Source organism: Streptomyces sp. NPDC086077, from assembly GCF_040686175.1.
In the GTDB taxonomy this organism is placed as follows: domain Bacteria; phylum Actinomycetota; class Actinomycetes; order Streptomycetales; family Streptomycetaceae; genus Streptomyces.
Genome location: NZ_JBFBJT010000002.1, coordinates 25,955 through 50,202, shown reverse-complemented (window position 1 = coordinate 50,202; position 24,248 = coordinate 25,955). Strand labels below are relative to the sequence as shown.

21 protein-coding genes and 1 pseudogene are annotated in these 24,248 nt (G+C 71.7%); 12 read left to right on the top strand and 10 right to left on the bottom strand.

Annotated elements, in window-relative coordinates; translation table 11 throughout:
* Positions 1-33: 33 nt before the first annotated feature.
* Positions 34-1,164 carry an allantoicase gene (gene alc, locus AB0O67_RS00800; protein WP_365443885.1) on the bottom strand — a complete coding sequence of 377 codons (1,131 nt, stop codon included), beginning with the start codon at positions 1,162-1,164 and terminating at the stop codon, positions 34-36.
* 32 nt (positions 1,165-1,196) lie between these two features.
* Positions 1,197-2,531 (bottom strand): allantoinase AllB, encoded by a 1,335-nt coding sequence (gene allB / locus AB0O67_RS00795; protein WP_365443882.1) that lies wholly within the window; start codon positions 2,529-2,531, stop codon positions 1,197-1,199.
* A 284-nt stretch (positions 2,532-2,815) separates the two neighbouring features.
* Between allB and AB0O67_RS00790 the strand changes: the two genes are divergently transcribed.
* Positions 2,816-3,625, top strand: coding sequence for an IclR family transcriptional regulator (locus AB0O67_RS00790; protein WP_365443879.1), 810 nt, complete (start codon positions 2,816-2,818; stop codon positions 3,623-3,625).
* A gap of 73 nt (positions 3,626-3,698) precedes the next feature.
* On the opposite strand, the gene AB0O67_RS00785 is transcribed toward AB0O67_RS00790, so the two are convergent.
* Entirely contained in the window at positions 3,699-4,016 is a 318-nt protein-coding gene (locus AB0O67_RS00785; RefSeq protein WP_365443876.1) for a DUF5955 family protein, read from the bottom strand.
* A gap of 187 nt (positions 4,017-4,203) precedes the next feature.
* On the opposite strand from AB0O67_RS00785, the gene AB0O67_RS00780 reads away from it, so the two are divergent.
* The gene (locus tag AB0O67_RS00780) at positions 4,204-4,806 is read left to right on the top strand and encodes a nucleotidyltransferase family protein (RefSeq protein WP_365443873.1); all 603 of its coding nucleotides are present in this window, start codon (positions 4,204-4,206) and stop codon (positions 4,804-4,806) included.
* Between the two features lie 184 nt (positions 4,807-4,990).
* Complete coding sequence (aceB, locus tag AB0O67_RS00775; protein ID WP_365443870.1) at positions 4,991-6,616, top strand: malate synthase A; 1,626 nt, start codon at positions 4,991-4,993, stop codon at positions 6,614-6,616.
* Positions 6,617-6,632: 16 nt separating this feature from the next.
* Here the strand turns inward: aceB and AB0O67_RS00770 are convergent, their stop codons facing one another.
* The 3 genes from AB0O67_RS00770 to AB0O67_RS00760 form a co-directional block, all read right to left on the bottom strand.
* Positions 6,633-6,911 (bottom strand): SelT/SelW/SelH family protein, encoded by a 279-nt coding sequence (locus AB0O67_RS00770; protein ID WP_365443867.1) that lies wholly within the window; start codon positions 6,909-6,911, stop codon positions 6,633-6,635.
* The gene (locus AB0O67_RS00765) at positions 6,908-7,822 is read right to left on the bottom strand and encodes a HipA family kinase (RefSeq protein WP_365443864.1); all 915 of its coding nucleotides are present in this window, start codon (positions 7,820-7,822) and stop codon (positions 6,908-6,910) included. Before AB0O67_RS00765 ends, AB0O67_RS00770 begins: the two co-directional genes overlap by 4 nt.
* A gap of 267 nt (positions 7,823-8,089) precedes the next feature.
* Positions 8,090-10,357, bottom strand: coding sequence for an N-acetylmuramoyl-L-alanine amidase (locus AB0O67_RS00760; RefSeq protein ID WP_365443861.1), 2,268 nt, complete (start codon positions 10,355-10,357; stop codon positions 8,090-8,092).
* 275 nt (positions 10,358-10,632) lie between these two features.
* On the opposite strand from AB0O67_RS00760, the gene AB0O67_RS00755 reads away from it, so the two are divergent.
* Positions 10,633-11,274, top strand: coding sequence for a hypothetical protein (locus AB0O67_RS00755; RefSeq protein WP_365443859.1), 642 nt, complete (start codon positions 10,633-10,635; stop codon positions 11,272-11,274).
* Between the two features lie 115 nt (positions 11,275-11,389).
* On the top strand, positions 11,390-11,527 hold the full coding sequence (locus tag AB0O67_RS00750; RefSeq protein WP_365443856.1) for a hypothetical protein: 138 nt from the start codon (positions 11,390-11,392) through the stop codon (positions 11,525-11,527).
* A gap of 595 nt (positions 11,528-12,122) precedes the next feature.
* Here AB0O67_RS00750 and AB0O67_RS00745 read toward each other — a convergent pair.
* The gene (locus tag AB0O67_RS00745) at positions 12,123-12,752 is read right to left on the bottom strand and encodes an RNA polymerase sigma factor (RefSeq protein ID WP_365443853.1); all 630 of its coding nucleotides are present in this window, start codon (positions 12,750-12,752) and stop codon (positions 12,123-12,125) included.
* Positions 12,753-12,961: 209 nt separating this feature from the next.
* Between AB0O67_RS00745 and AB0O67_RS00740 the strand changes: the two genes are divergently transcribed.
* The 6 genes and pseudogenes from AB0O67_RS00740 to AB0O67_RS00715 all read left to right on the top strand — a co-directional run bounded on the left by AB0O67_RS00740 (position 12,962) and on the right by AB0O67_RS00715 (position 19,061).
* Positions 12,962-13,474 carry an SRPBCC family protein gene (locus AB0O67_RS00740; protein WP_365443850.1) on the top strand — a complete coding sequence of 171 codons (513 nt, stop codon included), beginning with the start codon at positions 12,962-12,964 and terminating at the stop codon, positions 13,472-13,474.
* Positions 13,467-15,086, top strand: coding sequence for an NAD(P)/FAD-dependent oxidoreductase (locus AB0O67_RS00735; protein ID WP_365443847.1), 1,620 nt, complete (start codon positions 13,467-13,469; stop codon positions 15,084-15,086). The genes AB0O67_RS00740 and AB0O67_RS00735 overlap by 8 nt, the downstream gene beginning before the upstream one ends.
* Before the next feature lie 66 nt (positions 15,087-15,152).
* Entirely contained in the window at positions 15,153-15,605 is a 453-nt protein-coding gene (locus AB0O67_RS00730; protein WP_365443844.1) for a hypothetical protein, read from the top strand.
* A gap of 91 nt (positions 15,606-15,696) precedes the next feature.
* Positions 15,697-16,578: an SDR family oxidoreductase gene (locus tag AB0O67_RS00725; protein ID WP_365443840.1), complete on the top strand. Its 882-nt coding sequence runs from the start codon at positions 15,697-15,699 to the stop codon at positions 16,576-16,578.
* Positions 16,579-16,795: 217 nt separating this feature from the next.
* A pseudogene (locus AB0O67_RS00720) lies at positions 16,796-17,212 on the top strand (catalase); the annotation flags it as partial.
* Between the two features lie 385 nt (positions 17,213-17,597).
* Complete coding sequence (locus tag AB0O67_RS00715) at positions 17,598-19,061, top strand: catalase (RefSeq protein ID WP_365443837.1); 1,464 nt, start codon at positions 17,598-17,600, stop codon at positions 19,059-19,061.
* A 118-nt stretch (positions 19,062-19,179) separates the two neighbouring features.
* On the opposite strand, the gene AB0O67_RS00710 is transcribed toward AB0O67_RS00715, so the two are convergent.
* The gene (locus tag AB0O67_RS00710) at positions 19,180-20,253 is read right to left on the bottom strand and encodes an NAD(+)/NADH kinase (RefSeq protein ID WP_365443834.1); all 1,074 of its coding nucleotides are present in this window, start codon (positions 20,251-20,253) and stop codon (positions 19,180-19,182) included.
* A 249-nt stretch (positions 20,254-20,502) separates the two neighbouring features.
* On the bottom strand, positions 20,503-21,153 hold the full coding sequence (locus AB0O67_RS00705) for an NAD(P)H-dependent oxidoreductase (protein WP_365443831.1): 651 nt from the start codon (positions 21,151-21,153) through the stop codon (positions 20,503-20,505).
* A 127-nt stretch (positions 21,154-21,280) separates the two neighbouring features.
* Between AB0O67_RS00705 and AB0O67_RS00700 the strand changes: the two genes are divergently transcribed.
* Positions 21,281-21,622, top strand: a complete 342-nt coding sequence (locus AB0O67_RS00700) for a helix-turn-helix domain-containing protein (RefSeq protein ID WP_365443828.1) — start codon at positions 21,281-21,283, stop codon at positions 21,620-21,622.
* Between the two features lie 4 nt (positions 21,623-21,626).
* On the opposite strand, the gene AB0O67_RS00695 is transcribed toward AB0O67_RS00700, so the two are convergent.
* Entirely contained in the window at positions 21,627-24,086 is a 2,460-nt protein-coding gene (locus AB0O67_RS00695) for a SpoIIE family protein phosphatase (protein ID WP_365443825.1), read from the bottom strand.
* Positions 24,087-24,248 lie beyond the last annotated feature (162 nt).

Sequence of the window (24,248 nt, the reverse complement as noted above, 5' to 3'; positions counted from 1 at the left end):
CCGGCCGGTGCGCCCCGCGAGTCGTTACGGGCGTCAGCCGCCCAGTTCCTGGTGACGGGCCGCCAGACGGGTCGCGCCCTCCTCCGTGAGGAAGCCGAACAGGCGCAGCCGGGAGATGCCGCCGTCCGGGAATATGTCCACGCGCGCGTGCGTGCCGACCGCGGCGGCCGGGAGCACGAAACGGTGGTTGGTGTCGGGCTGGAGGCGGGTGCGGGGCAGGACCTCGGTCCACTCGCCGTTCTCGCCGTCCCGCACGGACACCGACGCCCAGCCGGCGCTGTTGCCCTTGAGGTACGCGGTGTCGATCTCGATCGCGCGGATCTGGGACCGGGCCACCAGCCGGTAGCGGATCCAGTCGTGGCCCTGGTCGCGGCGCCGGCGGGTCTCCCAGCCGTCGTCCATCTTGCGGGAGCGGCCCGGCTGGATGGTGTTGGTGGCCGGCGAGTAGAAGCGGTCGGAGGCGTCCTCGACCTGGCCGCCGTTCTCCAGGGCGACCACGTCGAAGGTGCCCAGCGCCGACAGCCACTCGGGGTCCGGTGCCACCTCGCCGTACACACGCAGGCGCGCGATGCCGCCGTCGGGGTGCTGGTTGACACGCAGATGCGTGAAGCGCTGCTCGGCCGAGACGGCGAAGCCGTTCGCCGCGTGCCCGCCGACCGGCGTGCGCGGGACCAGGGTCGTCCACTTCACGTCCTCGGCGAGCAGTTCCTCGGGGGACGGGGAGCCCCCGACCGACGCGCCCTCGACAGAGACGGACTGCGGGTAGTTGCCCCGGAAGTGCGCGGTGTCGACGACGATCCCGCGGATCACGCCGGGCGCGCCGAGGCGGACCAACGCCCAGTCGTGGTCCTCGTCGGTGGGCCAGGGGTGCCCGGCGGACGCGCCCCGGCGGCGGCGCGTCTCCCAGCCGTCCATGATCTTGCCCTTGTGCCCGAAGTGCTCGGGGTCGAACTCGGCCCGCTCGGGCACCAGCAGGTTCTCGCGCTGGGCGAAGAACTCGTCGTTGGCGGCGACGACACCGGCACCGAGCCGGCGGTCGGCCAGGTTGGCGTACTGGGCGAAGTCGAAGTCGGCGGTGCGGTAGTCCGCGTACGGGTCGCCGCCTCCGTAGGGGCTCGCGTCGCCGGTGAAGCCGGCCGGGGAAGATGGGTGCTGCGCCGTCACGGTGATCAGGTCTGCCTTTCAGACGTCGGGATTCAGGGGGTACGGGTGAGCAGTCGCCCCTTCGGTTCGGTGAACTCGCCGTCCACCACGACGCGTTCGCCGCGCAGCCAGGTGGACTTCACGACGCCGCTGAGGGTGCGCCCGGCGTACGCCGTGACGCGGTTGCGGTGCTGGAGGGCCATCGGGTCCACGGTGAAGGTGTCGTCGGGCGCGAGGACGGCGAAGTCGGCGTCCCGGCCGGCCTCGATGGCGCCCTTGTGGCACAGCCCCACGAGGTCCGCCGTCCGCGTGGACATCCAGCGGACGACGTCCTCCAGGGTGTGGCCCCGCTTGCGGGCCTCGGTCCAGACGGCGGGCAGGCTGAGCTGGAGGCCGGAGATGCCGCCCCAGGCGGTGGCGAAGTCGTTCGTCTTGAGGTCGGCGGTCGACGGGGAGTGGTCGGTGACCACACAGTCGATCGTGCCGTCGGCCAGCGCCTGCCACAGCAGATCCTGGTTGGCGGCCTCGCGGATGGGCGGGCAGCACTTGAACTCACTGGCGCCGTCCGGGACTTCCTCGGCGGTCAGGGTGAGGTAGTGCGGGCACGTCTCGACGGTGACGCGCACGCCCTCGGCACGGGCGGCGGCGATCAGCGGCAGCGCGTCGCTGGAGGACAGGTGCAGCACGTGCACGCGCGCGTGGAGGCGTTCGGCCTGCGCGATCAGGTTGGCGATGGCCGTGTCCTCGGCGTCGCGCGGGCGGCTCGCGAGGAAGTGGGCGTACCGGGGGCCGCCCCGCTGCGGGGCGGCGGCGAGGTGGTGCGGGTCCTCGGCGTGCACGATGAGCAGGCCGCCGAACCCGGCGATCTCGGCCATGGTCTGTGCCAGCTGCTCCTGGTCGAGGTGCGGGAACTCGTCCACGCCGGACGGCGACAGGAACGCCTTGAAGCCGAAGACCCCGGCGTCGTGCAGCGGGCGCAGATCCTTGACGTTGCCCGGCAGCGCGCCGCCCCAGAAGCCGACGTCGACGTGGGCCTTGCGGCGGGCCACCTCCTGCTTGGTGCGGAGGTGGTCGGCGGTCGTGGTCGGTGGCAGGGAGTTGAGCGGCATGTCGACGAGGGTGGTGATGCCGCCGGCCGCCGCGGCGCGCGTGGCGGTCCAGAAGCCCTCCCACTCGGCGCGGCCGGGGTCGTTGACGTGGACGTGGGTGTCGACCAGGCCGGGCAGCAGGACGTCGTCGCCGAAGTCCTCCACGCGGGCGCCCACCACCGGGGCGTCGTACGGCAGTACGGCGGTGATCCTCCCGCCGGCGACCGCGACGGACGCGGGGCGCGTCCCCTCGGGGGTGATGACGCGCGTCGAGCGCAGCACCAGTTCAGCCTCGGACACCCGGACCCCTCTCTCTGCCGCCGTCCCGCGCTCCCGCACCGGCCGGGGAACGGGATGGACTTCCGCGCAACGGAATTCAACGTTCTGTTGAAGGAGTCTTCACTCCCACTCGCACACCGTCAAGAGGCACACTTCTCCACAGTGCACCTCGGGCGCCCACTCTGGACGTTTCCACAAAGCGGAATTACAATTCCAGCAGGCAGAACGTAGCTACGCACAAGCGGGCACTCGGCAGGCCGCCGGGTAGGCTTCTGCCCTCCCGTCCGCCTCGAAAGGAACGCGCCGTGCCGACGTCCAGCGCCAGCGACGCCCCCGCAGCAGAGGCCGCCACCAAGCCGGCCAACGGCGGCGGCGTCCAGTCCCTCGAGCGCGCCTTCGACCTGCTGGAGCGGATGGCCGACGCGGGCGGCGAGGTGGGCCTGAGCGAGCTGTCGGCGAGCAGCGGGCTGCCGCTGCCGACGATCCACCGGCTGATGCGCACCCTGGTCGCGTGCGGTTACGTCCGCCAGCAGCCCAACCGGCGCTACGCGCTCGGCCCGCGGCTGATCCGGCTCGGCGAGTCCGCCTCCCGCCTGCTCGGCACGTGGGCCCGCCCCTACCTGGCCCGGCTGGTCGAGGAGACCGGCGAGACGGCCAACATGGCGCTGCTGGACGGGGACGAGATCGTTTACGTCGCCCAGGTGCCGTCCAAGCACTCGATGCGCATGTTCACCGAGGTGGGCCGGCGCGTCCTGCCGCACTCCACGGGCGTGGGCAAGGCGCTGCTCGCGAGCTTCCCGGACGAGGAGGTGCGCTCCCTGCTGCTGCGCACCGGCATGCCGGCCGCGACGGAGAAGACGATCACCACTCCGGACGGCTTCCTCGCGGCGCTCGACGACGTCCGCCGGAGCGGCTACGCCGTCGACGACAACGAGCAGGAGATCGGCGTCCGCTGCCTGGCGGTCCCGGTGCCCGACTCCCCCACCGCCGCCGCGATCTCCATCTCGGGACCGGCGGGCCGGGTGACGGAGGCGGCCACGGAACGGATCGTGCCGGTGCTCCAGCAGATCGCCGTGGAACTCTCCGAGGCCCTGGTCAGCCATAACCCGGCGTGACCGCGGCACAGCACAGGCCCCGCCGGCAGGGAGCTCCCGGCCACTGCGGCGGCTCCCTGGGCGTGGGCGGCCCCTAGCCCCGTCGCGGTGGTTCGCCGAAGAGGTCCACCGCGTCGCGTACGTCCGACAGGCCGCGCGAGAGCGCGCTCACCGATCCGATCGCACCGGCGATCAGGAGCAGTGAGCGGCGCAGGCGCGGGATCTCGGGCCTGCCGTCGGCGGTCATCGCGGCGAGTGCCGCGAGTTCGTCCTCGGCGACGGCGCGGTCGGGGAACTCCACGGGGAGCGTGGCGAGTTCACGGCGCAGCCGGGCCACTGCGGTCCGCAGTCCCGCCACCCTAGGGTCCTCGTCGCTGCCGGTCACTGGCCTCTGCCCCAAGCTCCGCAACACAGCTCTCCCCCCTGACACACCGTCGTGCACAGCCACACCCCGCTCCCCCGTGCGCCCCATGGCGCCGCTCGTGCGCCGGGGACGCGGGCCAGTAAACGCCACCAGGTGCCGATCCGCCACCACACGGACCGAAATTCAGTCCCTGGAGGCCCCGCCCCGCCCGCGCACCGTCAGGTATGCAGGAACCATGACGGATCAGAACGAACCCCCGGTCGCCGCGCTGCTGCTCGCCGCGGGTGGCGGACGCCGGCTCGGCGGCCGGCCCAAGGCGCTGCTGGAACACCGCGGCCGCCCGCTGGTCGAGCACGCGGTCGCCGTACTGCGCGCGGCGGGCTGCACACGGGTGCACGTGGTCCTGGGGGCACGCGCCGACGCCGTACGGCGGCGGGCGGAGCTGTCCGGCTGCGTGCTGGTGGACAACCCGGAGTGGGAGCAGGGCATGGGTTCCTCGCTGCGCGCCGGGCTGGATTCCCTCGCCGGGACGGGGGCGCGGGCCGCGCTGGTGTCTCTCGTCGACCAGCCGGGGATCGGGCCGGAGGCGGTGGCCCGCGTGCTGGACGCCTACACGGACGTGTCCTCACTGGTTTCGGCCTCCTACGACGGTGTACGCGGCCATCCGGTGCTGTTCGGGGCCGCGCACTGGACGGGCGTCGCGGCGACCGCGACCGGCGACCGGGGGGCACGCGGGTACCTGAAGGAGCACGCGGGCCGGCTCCGGCTGGTGGAGTGCGGGGACGTGGCGCGGCCCTACGACATCGACACGGAGGCCGACCTGAGCCACCTTGAGTGAACGGGGTGGCACCGAGCGCCACCTTTCCTCGACCCGGAGAATCTCGACATCAACAAACCATTGAACTTCCACGATGAGAAAACTAATATCCACTGACCAGAGGCACCCGACCGCACAGCGGGTGCGATATCGCCCAATCGTGCCCGCCGGCACCCGGTGCCACCGCTGAAGGAAGTGACAGCCCATGTCCGCACCAGCGCCGTCTCCGCTGGCCATCGTCGACGCCGAGCCTCTGCCCCGGCAGGAGGAGGTCCTCACCGACGCGGCGCTCGCCTTCGTGGCCGAGCTGCACCGCCGGTTCACGCCCCGGCGTGACGAACTCCTCGCCCGCCGCGCGGAGCGCCGCGCCGAGATCGCCCGTACCTCCACGCTCGACTTCCTCCCGGAGACCGCACAGATCCGCGAGGACCCCACCTGGCGCGTCGCGCCCGCCCCCGCCGCGCTGAACGACCGCCGCGTCGAGATCACCGGCCCCACCGACCGCAAGATGACCATCAACGCCCTGAACTCGGGCGCCCGGGTCTGGCTCGCGGACTTCGAAGACGCCTCCGCCCCCACCTGGGAGAACGTCGTCCTCGGCCAGCTCAACCTGATCGACGCCTACTCCCGGGAGATCGACTTCACGGACGCCGGGTCCGGCAAGTCGTACGCGCTCAAGGCCGAGGAGGAGCTGGCGACGGTCGTCATGCGCCCGCGCGGCTGGCACCTGAACGAGCGCCACCTGACCGACGCCGACGGCACGCCCGTCCCCGGCGCCCTGGTCGACTTCGGCCTGTACTTCTTCCACAACGCCCAGCGCCTGCTCGACCTCGGCAAGGGCCCGTACTTCTACCTGCCGAAGACCGAGTCGCACCTGGAGGCCCGCCTCTGGAACGAGGTGTTCGTCTTCGCGCAGGACCACGTCGGCATCCCGCAGGGAACCGTCCGCGCCACCGTGCTGATCGAGACGATCACGGCCGCGTACGAGATGGAGGAGATCCTCTACGAGCTGCGCGACCACGCCTCCGGGCTGAACGCCGGCCGCTGGGACTACCTCTTCTCCATCGTGAAGAACTTCCGCGACGGCGGCCAGAGGTTCGTGCTGCCCGACCGCAACGCGGTGACGATGACGGCCCCATTCATGCGCGCGTACACCGAGCTCCTCGTCCGCACCTGCCACAAGCGCGGGGCGCACGCGATCGGCGGCATGGCGGCGTTCATCCCGTCCCGCAGGGACGCCGAGGTCAACAAGGTCGCCTTCGAGAAGGTCCGTGCCGACAAGGACCGTGAGGTTGGCGACGGCTTCGACGGCTCCTGGGTGGCCCACCCCGACCTGGTCCCGATCGCCATGGAGTCCTTCGACAAGGTCCTGGGCGACAGGCCCCACCAGAAGGACCGGCTGCGTGAGGACGTGGCGGTCAAGGCGGAGGACCTCATCGCCGTCGACTCCCTGGACGCCGAGCCCACGTACGCCGGTCTCGTGAACGCGGTGCAGGTCGGCATCCGCTACATCGAGGCCTGGCTGCGCGGCCTGGGCGCGGTGGCGATCTTCAACCTGATGGAGGACGCCGCCACCGCCGAGATCTCCCGTTCGCAGATCTGGCAGTGGATCAACGCGGGCGTGGTCCTCGACAACGGCGAGCAGGTCACGGCCGAGCTGGCCCGCAAGGTCGCCGCCGAGGAGCTGGCGGCGTTGCGCGCCGACCTCGGCGAGGAGGCCTTCGCCGCCGGCAACTGGCAGCAGGCGCACGACCTGCTGCTGACCGTCTCCCTCGACGACGACTACGCCGACTTCCTGACGCTGCCGGCGTACGAGCAGCTCAAGGGCTGAGCCCTCGGGCCGCGGCTCACCTGTCCGAGTGGCCCAGGGACTTCCCCGGGGCCACTCGGTCGCGTACGAGCCGCTTGACCGCCGTGGGCTCGGGGAAGCCCTGCTCGCGGCGGTCCCAGACCACCTCGTCGTTCACGCGGACGACGAACACCCCGCCCGTGCCCGGCTTCAGGGCCAGCTCGGTCAGCTCGGCCTCGAAGGTCGTCAGCAGCTCCTGCGCCAGCCAGGCGGCGCGGGGCAGCCACTTGCACTGGGTGCAGTACTCGATCTGGACGCGCTGGATCCCGGACGTCATCCCAGGTGCACCGACCAATCCTGTTCCGCGGGCGGTTTGCCGTGCAGGTCGGGGACCTGTTTGAGCCATTTCGGCCTGCCCTGCTGGGTCCTCGCCGCGCGCTCGGCCTCCTCCGCGGCGATCTCCTCGCGGGTGGGGAAGTCCGTGGGCAGCCAGGCCCCGGAGGCCCGCACGCGCGCGTGCAGGTAGTCCACGTAGGCGTCCCGGGCCGCGTCGGGCGTGGCGAAGTCCTGGCCGTCGGCCAGCCAGGCGCCGGGCACCTCGGCGAGCACCTCGCGGAGCAGTTCCTCCGTGACGCGCGGGGCCAGCTCGGCGTCGGCGGCCCGTACGTCGGGCGCGTAGTGGCCGAGGGCGTGATGGCGGAAGTCGTACGCCTTCTCCGGGGCGGAGGTGTCCCAGCGGTGATGGAAGACGAGGGCCGCGCCGTGGTCGATCAGCCACAGACGCGGGGGTGCGACACCGAGGGTGGGCCAGACCATGAGGTTGGAGCTGTGCACCGTGCGGTCGACGTTCACGGTCAGGGCGTCGAGCCAGACGATCCGTCCCGCCTCCAGCGGATCGACCGGGAACGTCTTCGCGACCTCCGGCGTGAAGTCCCTCGCCCCCGGCAGATGGTCCATGCCCAGATTGATCCCGCCGCTGGCCGCGTGCAGATCGCGAACCTCCTGGTGCTCCTCGTGCCCGGCGATCACCGGGTCGAAGTGCACCAGGACCAGCTCGGGGAAGCGCAGCCCGAGCGCGCGCGCCAGTTCACCCACGATCACCTCGGCGACCAGCGCCTTGCGGCCCTGCGCCGAGCCGGTGAACTTCACGACGTAGGTGCCGAGGTCGTCGGCCTCGACGACGCCGGGGACCGAGCCGCCGGACCGCAGGGGCTCGACGTAGCGGGTTGCAGTGACCTCTCTCAACATGTTCGAAGACCCCGTCGCGTATCCACCTTGAATTCCATGGCCACCTTTGCCCCTGGGGACAATTTGGGGAGCCTCCGGCATGAAGTGAGCATAGTAACCACTCGCCCGCCTCCAGCATGTTCGAGGCGTGGCTGCGCCGCAGCACATGGAAGCCGCCCTTCGTACCACGAACGGCGAGCGCGGGGCGCCTGCCCCAGAAGGGCTCGTCAGCCTGTCGACGAGCCCTTCACGCAATGGGACCCAGATCCCCGATCCGGGGTGCTGGGGTTACTTGATGTAGACGAGGCCGTCGGTGGTGATGGTGGGCCGGCCGCTGGTGCCGACGACGACGATCTTGACGGTGTGCTTGGCGCTGCTGGTCCAGGTCTTGGTCCAGATCGCCTGCCGGTAGAGCGTGGTGGAGGACTTCAGGTCGACCGTGCTGACCTTGACGCCGTCGACGTAGACGTAGGCCTGGCCCGAGGTGGAGGCCCGCGATACCACCCAGGAGGCGGAGCGGCCGGTGAAGGTCCAGCTGAGGCTGGCGCTCTTGGAGCCGCTGGAGTAGGACTTGCCGCCGAGATAGCTGGTCGAGGAACGGGTGGTCCAGCTGCCGGACTTGGTGGCCGAGGTCTCCTGCAGGATCACGGGAGTGTACGCGGGAGACGACGTGCGGTAGTTGCCCGCGAGGTCGTAGGCCCGCATCGACCAGGTGCCGGCGATACCGGGCTTGGCGGTGCGGCTGGAGGTGGCGGTGGTCGGGCCGAAGGTGGCCGTGGTCGGGGACAGCAGCCTGACCTCGCGCAGCGCCTTGTCGTCGGCGGCCTTCCAGGCGAGCGTGACCGGGACGGCGGTCGTGTTGACGGTGCCGGTGCGCAAAGAGATCTTCGGCGTGGTCGTGAAGGCGGGCGCGGTGGTGTCGGTCACGACGGTCAAGGCCGCGGTGGTCGCGGTCCTGCGGGACTGGTGCACGGCCCGCACGGCGACGGTGTGGCTGCCGGCCGTCAGCGTCGTGTTCGCGGAGGTGGCCGTGCCGGAGGCGGTCGCCGCCACCTTGCCGTCGACCAGCAGCTCGTACGTGGAGACGAGTGCGGCCGGTGTGGTGGCCGTCCACTTCACGGTGATGGCGCCCTTGGTGTAGTACGTCGAACCCGACAGGCCCGCGCCGGTGATCGAGGTGACCTTCAGGCCCTGTACGGGGCCGGCCGCCCAGGCCCGGATGGTCGGCAGCTGGGGGTAGAGGGAGTTGCCGGGGCACTGGGTGTTGAAGGCGTCGCGGTGGCCGGAGATCCGCTTGAAGGTGTACTTGGTGCCCGCGGTGAAGCCGGTGCCGGAATAGTTTTTCTGGGTCGCTCCGGCGCTCAGCTGGACGGTGCCGGCCGGGTCGGCTCCGTACTGGCCGAGCTTCCAGGCCGCCACGCGGGCGACGGAGGCCAGCGCGGCGTTGGAGGCGCTGGTGGAGGTGTGCTCGCCGAGCACCGCGATGCCGGTGGCCTCCCGGTTCCAGCCGTAGGTGTGGGCGCCCAGCACCGGCAGGTCGACGCCGCCCTTGCGACCCTCGAAGACGGTGCCGCACTTGTCGACGATGAAGTTGTAGCCGACGTCGTTCCAGCCGCTGACCTGCGTGTGGTAGGCGTGGATACCCCGCACGAGGGACGCCGACTCGGCGCAGGAGTAGTCGTTGGCCCCGGTGGTGTGGTGGACGAAGACGGCCTTCACGTCGGCGTTGTACTCGGACGGGTCGGGGCTGAGCGACTCGTCCGCGCCCCAGCCGGCGCGCGAGGTGATCGGCGGCCTGGGCACGGTCGACGGCGGCGCGGACGGCGTGGTGGCCGACGGGCTCGGGGACGGGCTCTCCGAAGCCGACGGGGATGCCGGGCCGGTGGGCGTCGCCGTGGCCGTGGTGTCGGTCGGCTCGGGGGACGTGGGGTCGCTCGGTGCCGGGGGTGTGTCGGTCTGTGCGTCCGTCGGCGTCGCCGTCGGATCGCCGGCGGGAGTGGTGGGATCGGCGGGAGTGGGCGCCGGGCTGCTCCCGTCGGCGACGAACGCCGCCGGCTCGGTCGCCCGCGTCTCGGCGTCGGTCACCACACCGGGGTCCACCAGATTGACCTCAAGTCCCTTGGGCAGCACGCCCGTGGCGCCGTCCTCGTGGACGACCTGGACCTGGATGCCGTTCGAGGGACCGACCCACAGCGGCTCCGACGCGCCACGCATCCCGGCCTCAGGCTGCTCCGGCGGGTCGACGTTCACTTCCAGGTCCCGCCAGGCACTCCACTCACCGCCTTCCAGGCCGCGCGTGCGAACCTGCGCCGTCCCGTCGAGGCGCTTGACCGCCCCCGTCCAGGAGACACCGACCAGGGAGAACTGCCCGGTGTCCGTACGCGGCAGCTCCCGCCGGCCGCCCGCGGTCCCCTTCAGCGTGAGGTCGTAGACCTTTGCCGGCCGCTTGGCCCGGCCCTCCGCACCGGGGCCCGTCGGACTGGCGACGGCGTACGTCACCACGCCTCCGCCCCCCACGACCACCGCTGCGAGCGTCAGCCACGTCCGCCGTTTCAAGCTCAGTGGTCTGTACGCATGCGATGTACGACGACTCACGATGTATCCCACCCCACAAAAGGCCCGCAGAGGCCACGAACGAAAGTCACATGGGGCACACCCATCACAGGACGGCCCGGACTCCTTAGCGCAACCCGACCGACAAACATCACGCGGAAACAGGCTCCAGTGACGCAGATCACTGCGCCGGTGAGGCGTGAACGTCTCACAAGAGGTTGACCTGCGCGACGGTGCGACCGGATCAGGTCGCTTCCCTGCCTCTAGAATCACCAGCCATGTCATGGCAACAGCAGGCCGACGACGGGGCGCAGGGTCTGCCAAAGGTGTACCGCCCGTCCGCCGAGACGGCGCCCGAGTACGACCGGTTTGCCGATCCGGCGGCCGCCCACGGCTGGGAGAACGCGTACGACGCGACGCGTGAACTGCCGGTGATCCCGAGCGGCCACGGTCCCACGGCGCCTGCCCAGGGGCACGGTTCGCGGCGGCGAGCGCGGTCTGGGCGGGGCCCCCGGGTGCCCCGCCAGGCGGTCGTCGCCGTCGGCGTTCTCGGGTCCGTGGGGCTCGCCGTCGCGTTCGCCGTGGGCCTCACTTCCGGTTCCTCCGGGGCTCAGGGAGGTGTCGAGGAGCCGGCGCGACCGAAGACGGCTCGGTCCGTGACGCCGACGGAGGGGGGCGCGCCGTCCTCCTCCGCAACCGCCGAGCCGTCCGGCACCGGCGATCCGGCCGCCGGAATCAAGGAGTCCGCCTCTGCGGACGTCCCCCGGAGTGATGCGCCCGCGCACAGCGGGACCCCGACGCCCTCCTCCGCGTCGTCAACCGACCGGGACCCCTCCGCCACCGCTACGACGGCCGGGCCGGGCAACAGCGACGGCAAACCCTCCCGGGGGCGCGGGGCGACCAAAGACCCCAAACCCTGATTACTCGCCGCAGCCCCGTCAACAGCAATTACCGTGGCCCCGGCCGCATAACCCGTGTCCATGACGCGGGAGGCAAGCGCTGAGGCCGAGTTCCCCGTTGCGAAACGCTCCGCCAATGCCTCGCGACCGCGTTCACGACGACGGCTTCCCCTGGCCGGCTGGGTTCTTCCGCTGCTCCTTCGAGTCCTCCTGCACCTTCGGCCCGCTCTTTCTCCCCTCGGGCGACTCGGCCGACGGCGTGCGCGTCGACTGAGCCAGCACCCCGGCGCAGTACGAGGCCACTTCCGCGGGGCCCCCTGCTGCTTCTTCCAGACGCTGCCGCACGGCGCTGTCCACGGGGGCAGTCCTGCGTACCTGCTCCCCGTATGCGTGGCAGTGAGCCAACTGGTCCTTGGCCGTGGGCGGTCGTTCGGCACCGGTCTCGCCGCCCCGTGCCGGTGGCGCGGATGGGCCGGCCCCGCTCTTGGGATCGGCCGAAGGCGGCGACGAGATCGGTGCGGACGGCGATGCCTGACGCGAAGGTGCCGAGGAGGGCCCCGTGGAGGGCACGGGGAACCCTCCCGTCGCCACGGCCACTCCGCCCAACAGGACTCCGCCGACGAGGGCGCCGGCGCCGGCCTTGAACCAGCGCCTGCGCGGCCACGGCGCGGCAGGACGCCAGTCGTCAACCGGACGGGTGGGGAGGCTGACGGCCTGTTCGTCACGAGCCTCACGGAACGCGGCCAGGATGTGCTCAGGTGTCTTCGGGGCAGAGGACGCCGTGCGCGCGGCGGCGGCCAGGACGTCGTCCAGTGTCTTCGGCTGCCGATCCTCCCCGCGGCTCACAGCGTCTCCATATCGGTTGGCGGTCATCTCGCATCTCCCAGCGGTCGGGAGTCGGAATCCGTCACATGCTCGCTGCTGGGCGCCGCGAGCTGTCTGGCGAGCCGTCTCAGGCCGCGGTGCACGGCTGAGCGGACCGCGCCGGGGCGTTTGCCCATGACGCGCGCCACGGAAGGTCCGTCGAGGCCGATCACTGTCTGGAGAAGTATGGCCTCTGCCTGCTGGCGAGGAAGTGTGGCGATCAGCGCGAGGGCCCGCTCGGTGGAGAGCGTCTCGAATGCCTCGGAGGCTGTGTCCTGGCGGGCCGGAAGGTCGACGAGGTCATTTTCCAGATAGGCGGCGCGGGGACGGCTCCTGAGCCGGCGGAGGTGATCGATGGCCCGATGGCGCGCGATGCTCGCCGTCCAAGCCCGAAAGCCGGCTCCGTCGCCGCGAAAGCGGCTCAGGTCGCGCGCGATCTCGAGCCATGCGTCGGAAGCCACGTCCTCGGCGTCCTCGCCGACCATTCCCCGCAGATACCTCAGCAGGGGCGGCTGGACAAGTTGGTACGCCGTCGAGAAGGCAGCTTCGTCCCCGCTCTGCGCTCGCGCCACTGCCTCTCCGAGTTCATCGTCGTACGCCTCCGGCTTGCGCCCGCCGTCCCCACCCTCTGCCACGCGTCCCTCTTCGTTCCACTCTCACGACACGGGCGTGCCACGTGCATACCCCATCCATGCCAGCGTCAGCGGCGAACAGAACGTCACCCTGCTGCCCAAGCCACGGCCGCCATTTCGCCGATGGCTGGTTGGACAGTGCGGCGCCAGGGCACTCGGCGAAGGCTGTCAGGCAGCCGGCAGCCCGGCGCCAGGAGAGTGTGGAGGTACACGTGGCCGTTCGTCATCGTCTGATCAAAGCCCCTCCGGACACCGTGTGGGCCGTCCTGGCCGACGGCAACACTTACCCACAGTGGGTCGTCGGGCCCTCGGACGCCGAGCCGGTGCGTGGGCAGTGGCCCCACACGGGCGCGGCGATCCGCTACGAGGTCTCCCTCGGGCCGCTGCGGTTGTCCAACGAGACGGTCGTGCGCCGCTGCGAGGAAGGATCCGAGCTGGAGCTGGAGGCGCACGCCGGCCCGCTGGGCACCGCGCGGATCGACATCGAACTGCGGCAGTGGGGCGAACACTGTCTCGTGCTCGTGGACGAGCATCCGCTCCAGGGAACGGGCGGACTTCTGCACAACGCGGGCTTCGAGGTGCTGATCCAGCTGAGGCACCGCGCCATGCTCAGACGTCTCGCTCGCCTCTGCGAGGGAGAGGCGCGCCATGGTGCAGGCCGTACGGCCACCACGACCGCCTCCAGCGGAGCCGCCCCGGGCGGGCGTGGGACCGGCCATGCCTGACGCCGTCGTGATCGGTGCCGGGCCCAACGGGCTGGTGGCCGCCAATCTCCTGGCGGACGCCGGCTGGAGTGTGCAAGTCCTGGAGGAGCAACCCCAACCGGGCGGCGCGGTCCGTCACGACCGGGGAGTCGATCCAGGTTTCGTCAACGACCTCTTCAGCTCCTTCTACCCGCTGGCCGCGGCCTCCCCCGTGCTCGCCGGGCTGCGGTTGGAGGAGCACGGGCTGCGATGGAGCCACGCCCCGAGCGTGCTGGCCCACCCCCTCACCGACGGCACCTGTGCCCTGCTCGACCGGCGCCTCGACACCACGTCCGCGTCCCTCGACGACTTCGCGGCGGGCGACGGAGCCGCCTGGCAGCGGCTGCACGAGCTGTGGGATCGACTGCAGCCCGAGCTGCTGAACGCCCTGTTCACGCCGTTCCCGCCGGTCCGCACCACGGCCCGGCTGGCCTTCCGGCTCCGGGCCGCCGGCGGGCTGCGCACGGCGCGCTCGCTCGTTCTGCCCGTGCGCCGGCTGGGCGAGGAGGAGTTCCGCGGGGAGGGCGGCCGCCTGCTGCTTGCGGGCAGTGCGCTCCACGCCGATCTGGCCCCCGAGTCGGCCGGCAGCGGAGGGTTCGGCTGGCTGATGGCCATGCTGGGCCAGACCTACGGCTTTCCCGTGCCCGCCGGCGGTTCCGGCGCCCTCACCGAGGCCCTGGTCCGGCGGCTGCGCGCACGCGGTGCCAGGCTCGACTGCGAGGAGCGCGTCGAGCGGATCGTCGTCCGCGGCGGACGGGCCGTGGGCGTGCGCACCGCGGGCGGGCGGACGGTGGCCGCCCGGCGAGCGGTCCTGGCGGACGTGTCGGTGCCCGCCCTCTACGGCGAGCTGGTGGCCGCGGAGCATCTGCCCGCGCAGTTGCTGGCCGACCTGCGCCGCTTCCAGTGGGACTTCGCCACCTTCAAGGTGGACTGGGCACTGAACGGGCCGGTGCCCTGGCGGGCGGAGCAGGCCCACCGGGCCGGGACCGTGCACGTGGCGGACGGAATGGACGAGCTCACCCGCTTCGCCGCCCAGATCGCCATGCGTCAGGTGCCGGACCGGCCCTTCCTGCTGTTCGGCCAGATGACGACCGCGGATCCTGCACGCTCGCCGCACGGCACCGAGTCCGCGTGGGCCTACACCCACGTGCCTCACGACATCCGCGCCGATGCGGGCGAGGAGGGCATCGGCGGGCGGTGGGACCGCGAGGACCAGGAACGCATGGCCGACCGGGTCGAACGCCAGGTGGAACGCCTCGCCCCCGGCTTCCGCGCACTGATCCGCGCCCGCCGCATCCTGGCGCCCCCGACCCTCCAGACACTCGACGGCAACCTGGTCGGCGGCGCCATCAACGGCGGCACGACCGCGCTCCACCAGCAGCTCTTCTTCCGCCCGGTACCCGGTACCGGGCGCCCCGAGACCGCCGTGCCGGGCCTCTTCCTGGCCTCCTCCGGGGCACATCCCGGCGGTGGCGTACACGGCGCGCCCGGAGCGAACGCCGCGCGGGCCGCGCTGCACCCACGCCGCCTGCCCGGCCTGGCGGGCGCCCAGAAACTACTCGCTCGGCGCGACCGTACCGGCGCCAGGCGCTGAGCCCCCGCAACGTTGTCCCCGGCGGGCGCACGGCCCGTATCCGCGGGACGGTCCGAAGGAGACCTCATGAAGGACCAACGGGACGGTACCGACCGTGGGCATCGACGCCCCGACGGCGTCAGCGACAAGACCGTCGAAGCGCTCGGCGCGCTGTCCAAAGCCCTGGAGACGACGGAACGGGCCAGAGGCCGCCTGTACGACTTCCACCAGCTCACCGGCACCGCGGACCTGCAACTGGACCGCGCGGTGGAGTTGCTGGACGAGGCGGGGCACCCCCAATGGGCGCAGAGGGTCCGCACGGAAATCCTCGGGCGCAATGTCATCCCCGGCCACTGGACGTTCCAGATCGTCGAATCCTACGACGCCGGCTACTACCGGCCCTTCCAGGAGCTGAAGACCGGGGCGGTGCGGGAGCTGGCCAAGGGCCGCGACCACCTGTACGAGGCGGAGATGAAGGAGACCCGCCGAACGACCGGACACCCCGACCACACCGCCGGTCCGACCACGCCGGACGGATGACCGCGCCCCGCGCATCCCGGCACGCCGTGCGGCGGGAAGTGGTTTCCGCAAGCGTGGACGCCGAGCCGGAGCCGATGAGGAGGTCTCGCCGATGAACAGCAGTCCGCTGGGGGACCGGACGGTCGTGGTGACCGGAGCTGCCCGCGGCCTGGGCGCGGCGCTGGCCCGCGAAGCGGCGGCGCGGGGCGCCCGGGTGGCCCTGCTCGGGCATGAGAGGCCCGCGCTGGAGGAGGTCGCGGCGGCCTTGCCCACGCTGGCGCTCGCCCTGGAGGTCGACGTCACCGACCTGGCGGCACTCGACTCCGCCGCGCACACCGTACGGGCCCGCCTGGGACCGGCCTCCGTCGTGATCGCGAACGCCGGCATCGCCGAGGGCGGCCCCTTCCTCTCGTCGGATCCGGTCACCTGGCGGCGCGTCGTGGATGTGAACCTCACCGGCAGCGCCTACACCGCTCGGGCGTTCCTGCCCGACCTGATGGCCACGGCGGGTCACTTCTGCCAGGTCGCATCCTTGGCCTCGCTCGGGGCGGCCCCCTTGATGAGCGCCTACTGCGCCTCCAAGGCCGGCGTCGAGGCCTTCTCCCACAGCCTCAGGGCCGAGGTGGCACACCACGGCGTCAGCGTGGGCATCGCCTACCTGAACTGGATGGACACCGACATGGTGCGCGACGCCGACCGGTACGCCGTACTGCGGCAACTGCGCCTCCACATGCCGCCGCCCGCGCGGCGTGTGTACAGCGCGGAAGCGGTCGCCGAGCGGATCGTGAGCGGCGTGGAGCGTCGGCGCACGGCCGTCTACGCGCCGCCCTGGCTCCGGCTGATGCAGCCGGTACGTGCCGCGCTGCCTCCGCTGGTCATGCGCCTGTCCCGAAGGCGTCTGCCCCGTCTGGAGGCGGAGGAACCCTTCGAGCCGACCGGACTGCTCGGCGCGGGCGGCGAGGCCGACCGCGCCACGAGGGGACGCACCCTCTGAGAGGCGTGTCCTGTGTCTCTCAAGCACTCGGCGTGTTCCCGGGATCATGTGCCGACCGGGGTTCCGATCACCGCCAAGGGGTACCTGAGCGGCCATGGCCAAATGCGGCCGAATACGGAGAGCTTTACGCACTTTGAGCAAATCCAGGCGATTCGCCTGTCAGGCCGCTGACGGCAGCGGTCATGGCTGTAGTCCTCTTCGCTTGCATGGAGGAACCATGTCCCACTCCAACCCGCTGAAGGCCGCCGCCGAAAAGCTGGCCGACGCTCTGGGCGGCGACGGGCCCGCCGAGGGCATTCCCGGCGCCCCTTCTCCGGAACCCGTACCGGTCGAGGAGCCTGTCGAGCCGCGGGGACCGCTGCCGCCCAAGCCTGACCAGGGAACGCCGGAGACCGTCAGTCCCACCGGCCAGCCGACCGGCGCGGAGCCCGCCCGCACAGCGCAGAGCGGCCCCTACCTGACCACGGCACAGGGTGCCCGCCTGTACGACACCGACCACTCGCTCAAGGCGGGCGCACGCGGACCGGTCCTGCTTAAGGACCACCACCTGCGTGAGAAGATCATGCACTTCGACCACGAGCGCATCCCCGAGCGCGTGGTCCACGCCCGCGGCAGCGCGGCCCACGGTGTCTTCGCCCGACGCGCCAGGAGTCGTCATCGCCGACAGCGGCGCGGCGGTCCTGACCGCGGTGACCCCGCTGCTCGCCCACCACCGCGTCTGGGATCGCTTCCCTGCCGCGCTCTGAACGCCCGCACGCCTCCGTAGGACCCCGTCAGGTCACATGGCGGGGCCCACCGGCGCCGTCACCGGCTTCGGAGACCGGCTCCGGGCACTCCCGCGACCGCGCGAGACCGCGCGCGGAGGAGTCGGCCGGTCTGCCAGGGGTACGCGACCGGGACCATCCCGGAACCGAGCTCGTTCTGGATTCAGTCCAGAAGTTGCTGATGTCATGGCAGCGGAGTTCACTGGCTGGGGTGAGCGAATCGACCTGGTATCGCCTCAGGACGGAGGACCGCTCATGACTCAGGAGCCCCGAACGGCCCCGTACACCACCAACAACTCCGGCATCCCGGTGGAGAGTGACGAACACTCGCTCACCGTGGGAGCCGACGGTCCCATCCTGCTCCAGGATCACTACCTGATCGAGAAGATGGCCCAGTTCAACCGGGAACGGGTGCCCGAGCGGGTGGTGCACGCCAAGGGCAGCGGGGCGTACGGGTTCTTCGAAGTGACCAACGACATCAGCCAGTTCACCAAGGCGGATCTGTTCCAGCCCGGCAAACGGACGCCGATGCTGGCCCGGTTCTCGACCGTCGCCGGCGAGCAGGGTTCGCCGGACACCTGGCGCGACCCGCGCGGCTTCGCCCTGAAGTTCTACACCGAGCAGGGCAACTACGACATGGTCGGCAACAACACGCCGGTCTTCTTCGTGCGCGACACGATCAAGTTCCAGGACTTCATCCGGTCCCAGAAGCGCCATCCGGTGACCGGGCTGCGCAGCAACGACATGCAGTGGGACTTCTGGACCCTGTCCCCCGAATCCGCGCACCAGGTGACCTGGCTGATGGGCGACCGGGGCATCCCGAAGACCTACCGCCACATGAACGGCTACTCGTCGCACACCTACATGTGGATCAACGGCGGCGGGGAACGGTTCTGGGTGAAGTATCACTTCAAGACCGACCAGGGCATCGACTTCCTCAGCCAGGAGGAGGCGGACGAGCTGGCCGGGGCGGACGCGGACAAGCACCGCCGCGACCTGTTCGAGGCGATCGAGTCCGGGAACGCGCCGAGCTGGAGTCTGAAGGTCCAGATCATGCCGTTCGAGGACGCCGCGGACTACCGCTTCAACCCGTTCGACCTCACCAAGGTGTGGCCGCACGGCGACTACCCGCTCATCGACGTCGGCCGGATGGTCCTCGACACCAACCCCGAGGACTACTTCGTCCACATCGAGCAGGCCGCGTTCGAGCCGTCCAACCTGGTGCCCGGCGTCGGCCCGTCGCCGGACAAGATGCTGCTGGGCCGCCTGTTCTCGTACCCGGACACCCACCGGTACCGGATCGGCCCGAACTACGCCCAGCTCCCGCCGAACCGGCCGCACGCCCCGGTGAACTCCTACGCCAAGGACGGCCCGATGCGGTACGAGCCGTCCAGGGCCTCGATGCCGTACGCGCCGAACTCGTACGGCGGCCCGGCCGCGGACTTCGGCCGCTTCGGCGACGCCGCGAGCTGGCACACCGCCGGCGAACTGGTCCGTGAGGCGACCAAGCTGCACGCCGAGGACGACGACTGGGGTCAGGCCGGGACCATGGTCCGCCAGGTCCTGGACGACGCCGCCCGGGACCGGCTGGTCTCGAACGTCAGCGGCCATCTGCTCCAGGGCGTGTCCCGTCCGGTGACGGACCGCGCGCTCCAGTACTGGAGGAACATCGACAAGACGGTCGGCGACCGCATCGCCGCGAAGGTCAACGGCGGGTGACGCTGCCGCTCCTGACGCCGGTGACGAAGGCGGCCGCAGCGGCCGCCGGGAAGACCAGCACGTCTCCGTGCGGGAGTCCGCCTGTCCCGCACCGGGACGGGCGGCGGCACCCGACCGGTCACAGCAGGGGTGCGGTGCCGCCCGTGCGTGTCAGCAGCGCCAGGTGGTCGAGGTCGCCGGGCGGCGGACTCGTCATCGACCACAGCGGTGCGGGCGAGCCGTCGGCGACCGCGGCCGGGGCGTCGGTCAGGTTCATGCGCTCCCGCAGCCGTCCGTAGAAGTCCATCGGCTCCAGCCGTACGGCCCGCAGCCGGCGCGGGGCGGCGTACACGCCGATCCAGTCCCCGGGGTCCAGCACGCCCCGCAGCTGGCCGTCGATGCTGACCGCGGCCGGGCCCGACCGTTCGAGGACCCGTAGCCCCACGGGCTCGTCGGGGGCCGTGACGACCGAGCGGTTGAACGCCATGTGCGGGGCGACCGGCGTGAAGACGAGGGCCTCGGCACGCGGCGAGACGACGGGGCCGCCGGCGGCGAAGCTGTAGGCGGTCGAGCCGGTCGGCGTGGCCACGAGAAGCGCGTCGGCGGAGTAGGAGGCGAGGAGCCGGCCGGACACGTAGACGCCGACCGACACCTGCCGGTCCCTGGCCAGCTTCTCCAGGACGACGTCGTTGAGCGCGGTCACGTCCAGCGGGATGCCCCACTCCGAATCGACCGTGCAGTCCGGGCGCACCTGGGGAGGCGGCAGCAGCGGCCCGCGGCCGAACCGCACCCATGCCTCCATGCCCGTCGGCACCTCCAGGCGGCGCGAGGCCCGCAGGGCGAGCAGCATACGGCTGTCGATCCGGAGCCGGTCCTCACGCACCGAGTCCAGCGCCGCACGCACACCGGCGACCGGCACCTCGGTGAGGAAACCCACCCGCCCCACGTCGACCCCGAGGACCAGGGCGTCGTTCTCCGCGGCCAGCCGGGCACCGCGCAGGAAGGTGCCGTCGCCGCCCAGGGTGACGATCAGGTCGGGATCGCCCGCGGCCGCGACCTCCTCACCGGCGCTGCGCCGCCCGCCGTCGTGCCAGACGTCGATGTCCGTGCAGCGGACGCCGTGCTCCTCGCACCACGCACGGACCACGCAGGCGGCATCCTTGGCCTCCGTGCGCCCGCCGTGCACGACCATGCCGAGTCGGCTCACTTCCATCTCTGCCTCCAGGACGGCTCGTTCGGACGCGAGGGGTCGTCGCCGTGGACGCACGCGCTCCGGCGACGGGGCCGGATCCGGGTCCGGACGGGGCCGCCGGTCGCCTCGTGTCCGGGAGCGCCTCACCTCCAGGATCGCCTCATCGGCCCACCCGCGCGCCTTCGGAGCGGCACCGGGAGCGAGATCCGCCGAACCGGCACCCCTCTCCAAAGGCCAGGACGCCGGTCCGGCGGTTGTGTCGCGGGCCGGTCAGGCGGCCAGGCGCTCGGCGAGCTGCTTGGCCTTGAAGGCCGCCTCCTGGAAGGCACGGTCGCGGGAGGCTTCGAAGAGCGGGATCAGCTGGGTCATCGCCGGGTTGTGCGGGGCCATGGTGAGCTCCGGGACGATGAAGTCCACCTCCAGGGCAAGGGTGTCGCCCAGGACCGCCCGCAGGTAGTTCTGCACGTACTCGAAGGGCTCCTTCGGCGTGCCCGGCGCGTAGGAGCCGCCACGGCTGGCGACCACGGTGACCGGGGTGCCCTTGGCCGAAGGGGTCTCGCCCACGGTGCGGCCGAAGAGGATCACGTTGTCCAGCCAGGCCTTGAGCGTGGACGGGATCGCGTAGTTGTACATCGGCGCGCCGATCAGCACGGCGTCCGCCTGCTCCACCTCCTCGATCAGCTTCACCCGCTCCGCGAAGGCGGCGGCCTGCTCGGAGGTGTGGGTGTCGGGATCCGCGAAGCCGGCGGTGTGGGAGTCGGCGGTGATGTGCGGGACGGGGTTCGCGGCGAGGTCGCGGTAGATGACCGTGCCGTCGGGGTGCTGCTCGAGCCAGGTCTTGCGGAAGGTGTCCGCGACCGTGCGGGACGAGGACGCCTCGCCCGGGAAGACCGACGAGTCGATGTGCAGCAGGGTGGCCATGCGTGTCTCCAGAGAAAGCGATGCCCGAGGCTATGCACCAGGGGGCTGATTTCTAGTACGTAGCTATTGATAACACGGGAGCTTACTTTTTTTCACCCCCGCACAGGAGGGTAGTACCCTGTGGGGCATGACGGACGTGCAGAGCCACGACGCAGGGGCGTGCAAGCGGGTGGACGAGGGCATCACCCGCGTTTTCCAGCTGCTGGGAAAGCGCTGGACGGGCCCGATCGTGGCGGTGCTGGTGGGGCAGCCCGCGCACTTCGCGGATCTGTGCCGGGCGATTCCCGGCATCAGTGAGCGCATGCTCTCCGACCGGCTGAGCGAGCTGGGCGCGGCGGGGCTTGTCGTGCGCCAGGTCGACGAAGGGCCGCCGCTGCGCGTCTCCTACCGGCTGACCCCGGCGGGAGCCGCGCTCGAACCCGCACTTCAGGAACTCGGCGAGTGGGCCAAGGAACACCTGCCGGAGTAACCGCTCAGTCGGTGCTCTGCTCGACCCAGACGATCTTTCCTTCCTCGGTGTAGCGGGTCCCCCAGCGGTCGGAGGAGCGTGCGACGAGCAGCAGCCCGCGACCGCCCTCGTCGGTGGTGCGGGCGTGCCGCAGCCGCGGGGAGGTGCTGCTGCCGTCGGACACCTCGCAGGTCAGGACGTGGCTGCGGATGAGCCGGAGCGTCACGGGCGGCTTGCCGTACCGGATCGCGTTGGTGACCAGTTCGCTGACGATCAGTTCGGTGACGAAGGACGCCTCGCTCATGTCCCACGCGGTGAGCTGCCGGGTGACGAGGGAGCGGGCCCTGGCGACCGTGGCCGGGTCGCTCGGGAGGTCCCACGAGGCGACATGGCCCGGGTCCAGTTCGTGGGTGCGGGCGACCAGGACCGCGGCGTCCTCGCGGGGCCGGGGCGGAATCAGCGTGTCGGTCAGCATGGCGCACGTCGACTGCACGGGGGCCGGCGGGTGGGCGAGCAGGGCGGTCAGGCGGTCCTCGCCCGGAGGGGCCAGGGCCTGCTCCGGCTCTTCCGGCTCTTCCCGCGGGAACGCCTGGAGAAGCCCAGGGGTGTAGAGGACGAGCGTGGAGTTCTCGGGGACCTCGAAGTCCTCCTTGCCGAACGGCGCGCCCGGGCAGCACAACGTGTCGCCGACCGGACGCTCCACCCTTCTCACCGTGCCGTCCGGAAGCATCACGACGGGCCAGGGGTGACCCGCGTTGGAGACCGAGCAATGCCGGGACAAGGGGTCGTAGATGAGATAGAGGCAGGTGGCCCCGCACTCCCGCCCGTGGCCGGGCGTCCCTCCGGCCGGTGCCGGCACCGGCCGGTCGTCACTCACGGAGCCGTTCGCCCCGCCGGTCCCGCGCACCATGTCGTCGAGCCGGGCGAGCAGTTCGTCCGGTTCCAGGTCCAGGTCCGACAGCGTGTGCAGGGCGGCCCGCAGCCGTCCCGCCGCGGCGGCGGACTGGATGCCGCGACCCGGCACCCGGCCGGCCACGAGGGCCACCCTGGCCCCGGAGAGCGGCACGACGTCGACCCAGTCGCCGCCGGAGCCCGCGGACACGTAGGCGTGCGCCACGTCCAGTGCCTGCTGATGCGGAAGTCCGCACGGGCGCAGGGCGTGCTGCAGGGCGACCAGGGAGTTGTGCTCACTCAGATGCCGGCGGGCGTTGTCGAGACTCTCGGCCGTGCGCCGGGCGAGTTGGGCGACGAGGGCCAGATCGTCCGGCCCGAAATGCCTGCGTTCTCCCCAGCGGCAGAAGGTCGCGAGCCCGAGCACCCGGTCCTGCGCTACCAGCGGCGCGACGATCAGCGAGTGGACCTCCTCCCCGGTCCCCGAGGGCGTCCTCATGCCCCGCAGTACCTTCCGTCCCAGCGCGGAGAACGGATCGACCAGGCGTGGCTCGAGGTCTGCGAGAGCCTCGCCGGGGGCCACCGGTGAAAGCGGGTCCTCGGGGGCGCCGGCCGTCCCGGTGGGCTCGTCGTCGCGGGAGCGGGCAGCCGCCCGGCGCAGGACGGTGCCGGGGCGTACGGGCCCGGCTTCCAGGCCCTCCCCCGCGAGGACCCCTTCCAGCACTTCCACGGCGACGCTGTCGGCCGCGATCGGCACCGACACCTCCGCCAGGCCCCGGGCCGTGTCCAGCGCGTCGAGCGTGGCGCCGATCCGGGTGCTGGCCTGGGCGAGCACGGTCAGCCGCTGAACGGCCAGGTGGCGGTCGGTGACGTCGACGGTGGCGTCCGCGATGCCGAGGACCCTGCCGTCAGCGTCCTCCATCCGGAAGACGGAGGCGGAGTAGACGTGCTCGTGCTCGGGATCGCCCGGGGGGTACACCCGCTTCTCGACGCCGACCGCCGGCTCTCCGGTGGCGAGCACCTGCTCCATGACCCGCTCCACCGACTGCACGCCGAAGCCGGACCAGACCTCCGTCGGGCGCCTGCCCAGTGCCTCCTCGACGGAGGTGCCCTGCATACCCTCGGCCGCCGCGTTGAACCGCAGCATGCGCAGCTGGGGGTCGAGGAGGAACAGTCCCGTGGGGGAGCGCGTGAAGAGCATCTCCAGAAGCGCCCGCTCCAGTTCCGGGGTCCCGCCCGGCTGTGCGGTCCCGCCCGGCTCCCCCACACCGTCCAGCTGTGCGGTTTCGTTCCACTGCGTCGTCCCGTCCAGCTCGGCGGTGCCGTCCGGCTCCGCGGGAACCAGCAGCACGTCCCACCCCGTGCCCGTGTCCGTGCGCTGGGGCCGGACGGCCAGCCGGCACCTCACCACCCCGCCGTCGCGGTGCCGCAGCGCGACGGTGAAGTCCTCGCAGGCGGCGGCCGGGAGTCCGTGGGCGGCCATGCCCGCCAGCAGGTCCAGGGCGGGACGGCCCCGCACGTCCTCCTCCGGGTAGCCGAGCAGCTTCTGGGCGGCGGGGCTCCATCTCGCCAGCAGACCCTGCTGGTCGACCATGACGTGAATCCGCTCCCGGGCCACGGGGCCGTGAACCGGGCGACCGGTGGTGTGCGACGCAGACATAACGATCAGCCCTCACTCGCCACAGAGCCCTGCATCCGTCCAGTCTCCTCCAGGGCCCGCGTGCGCGCACAAGCTCCGTGCCCCCGGTCACGGGGT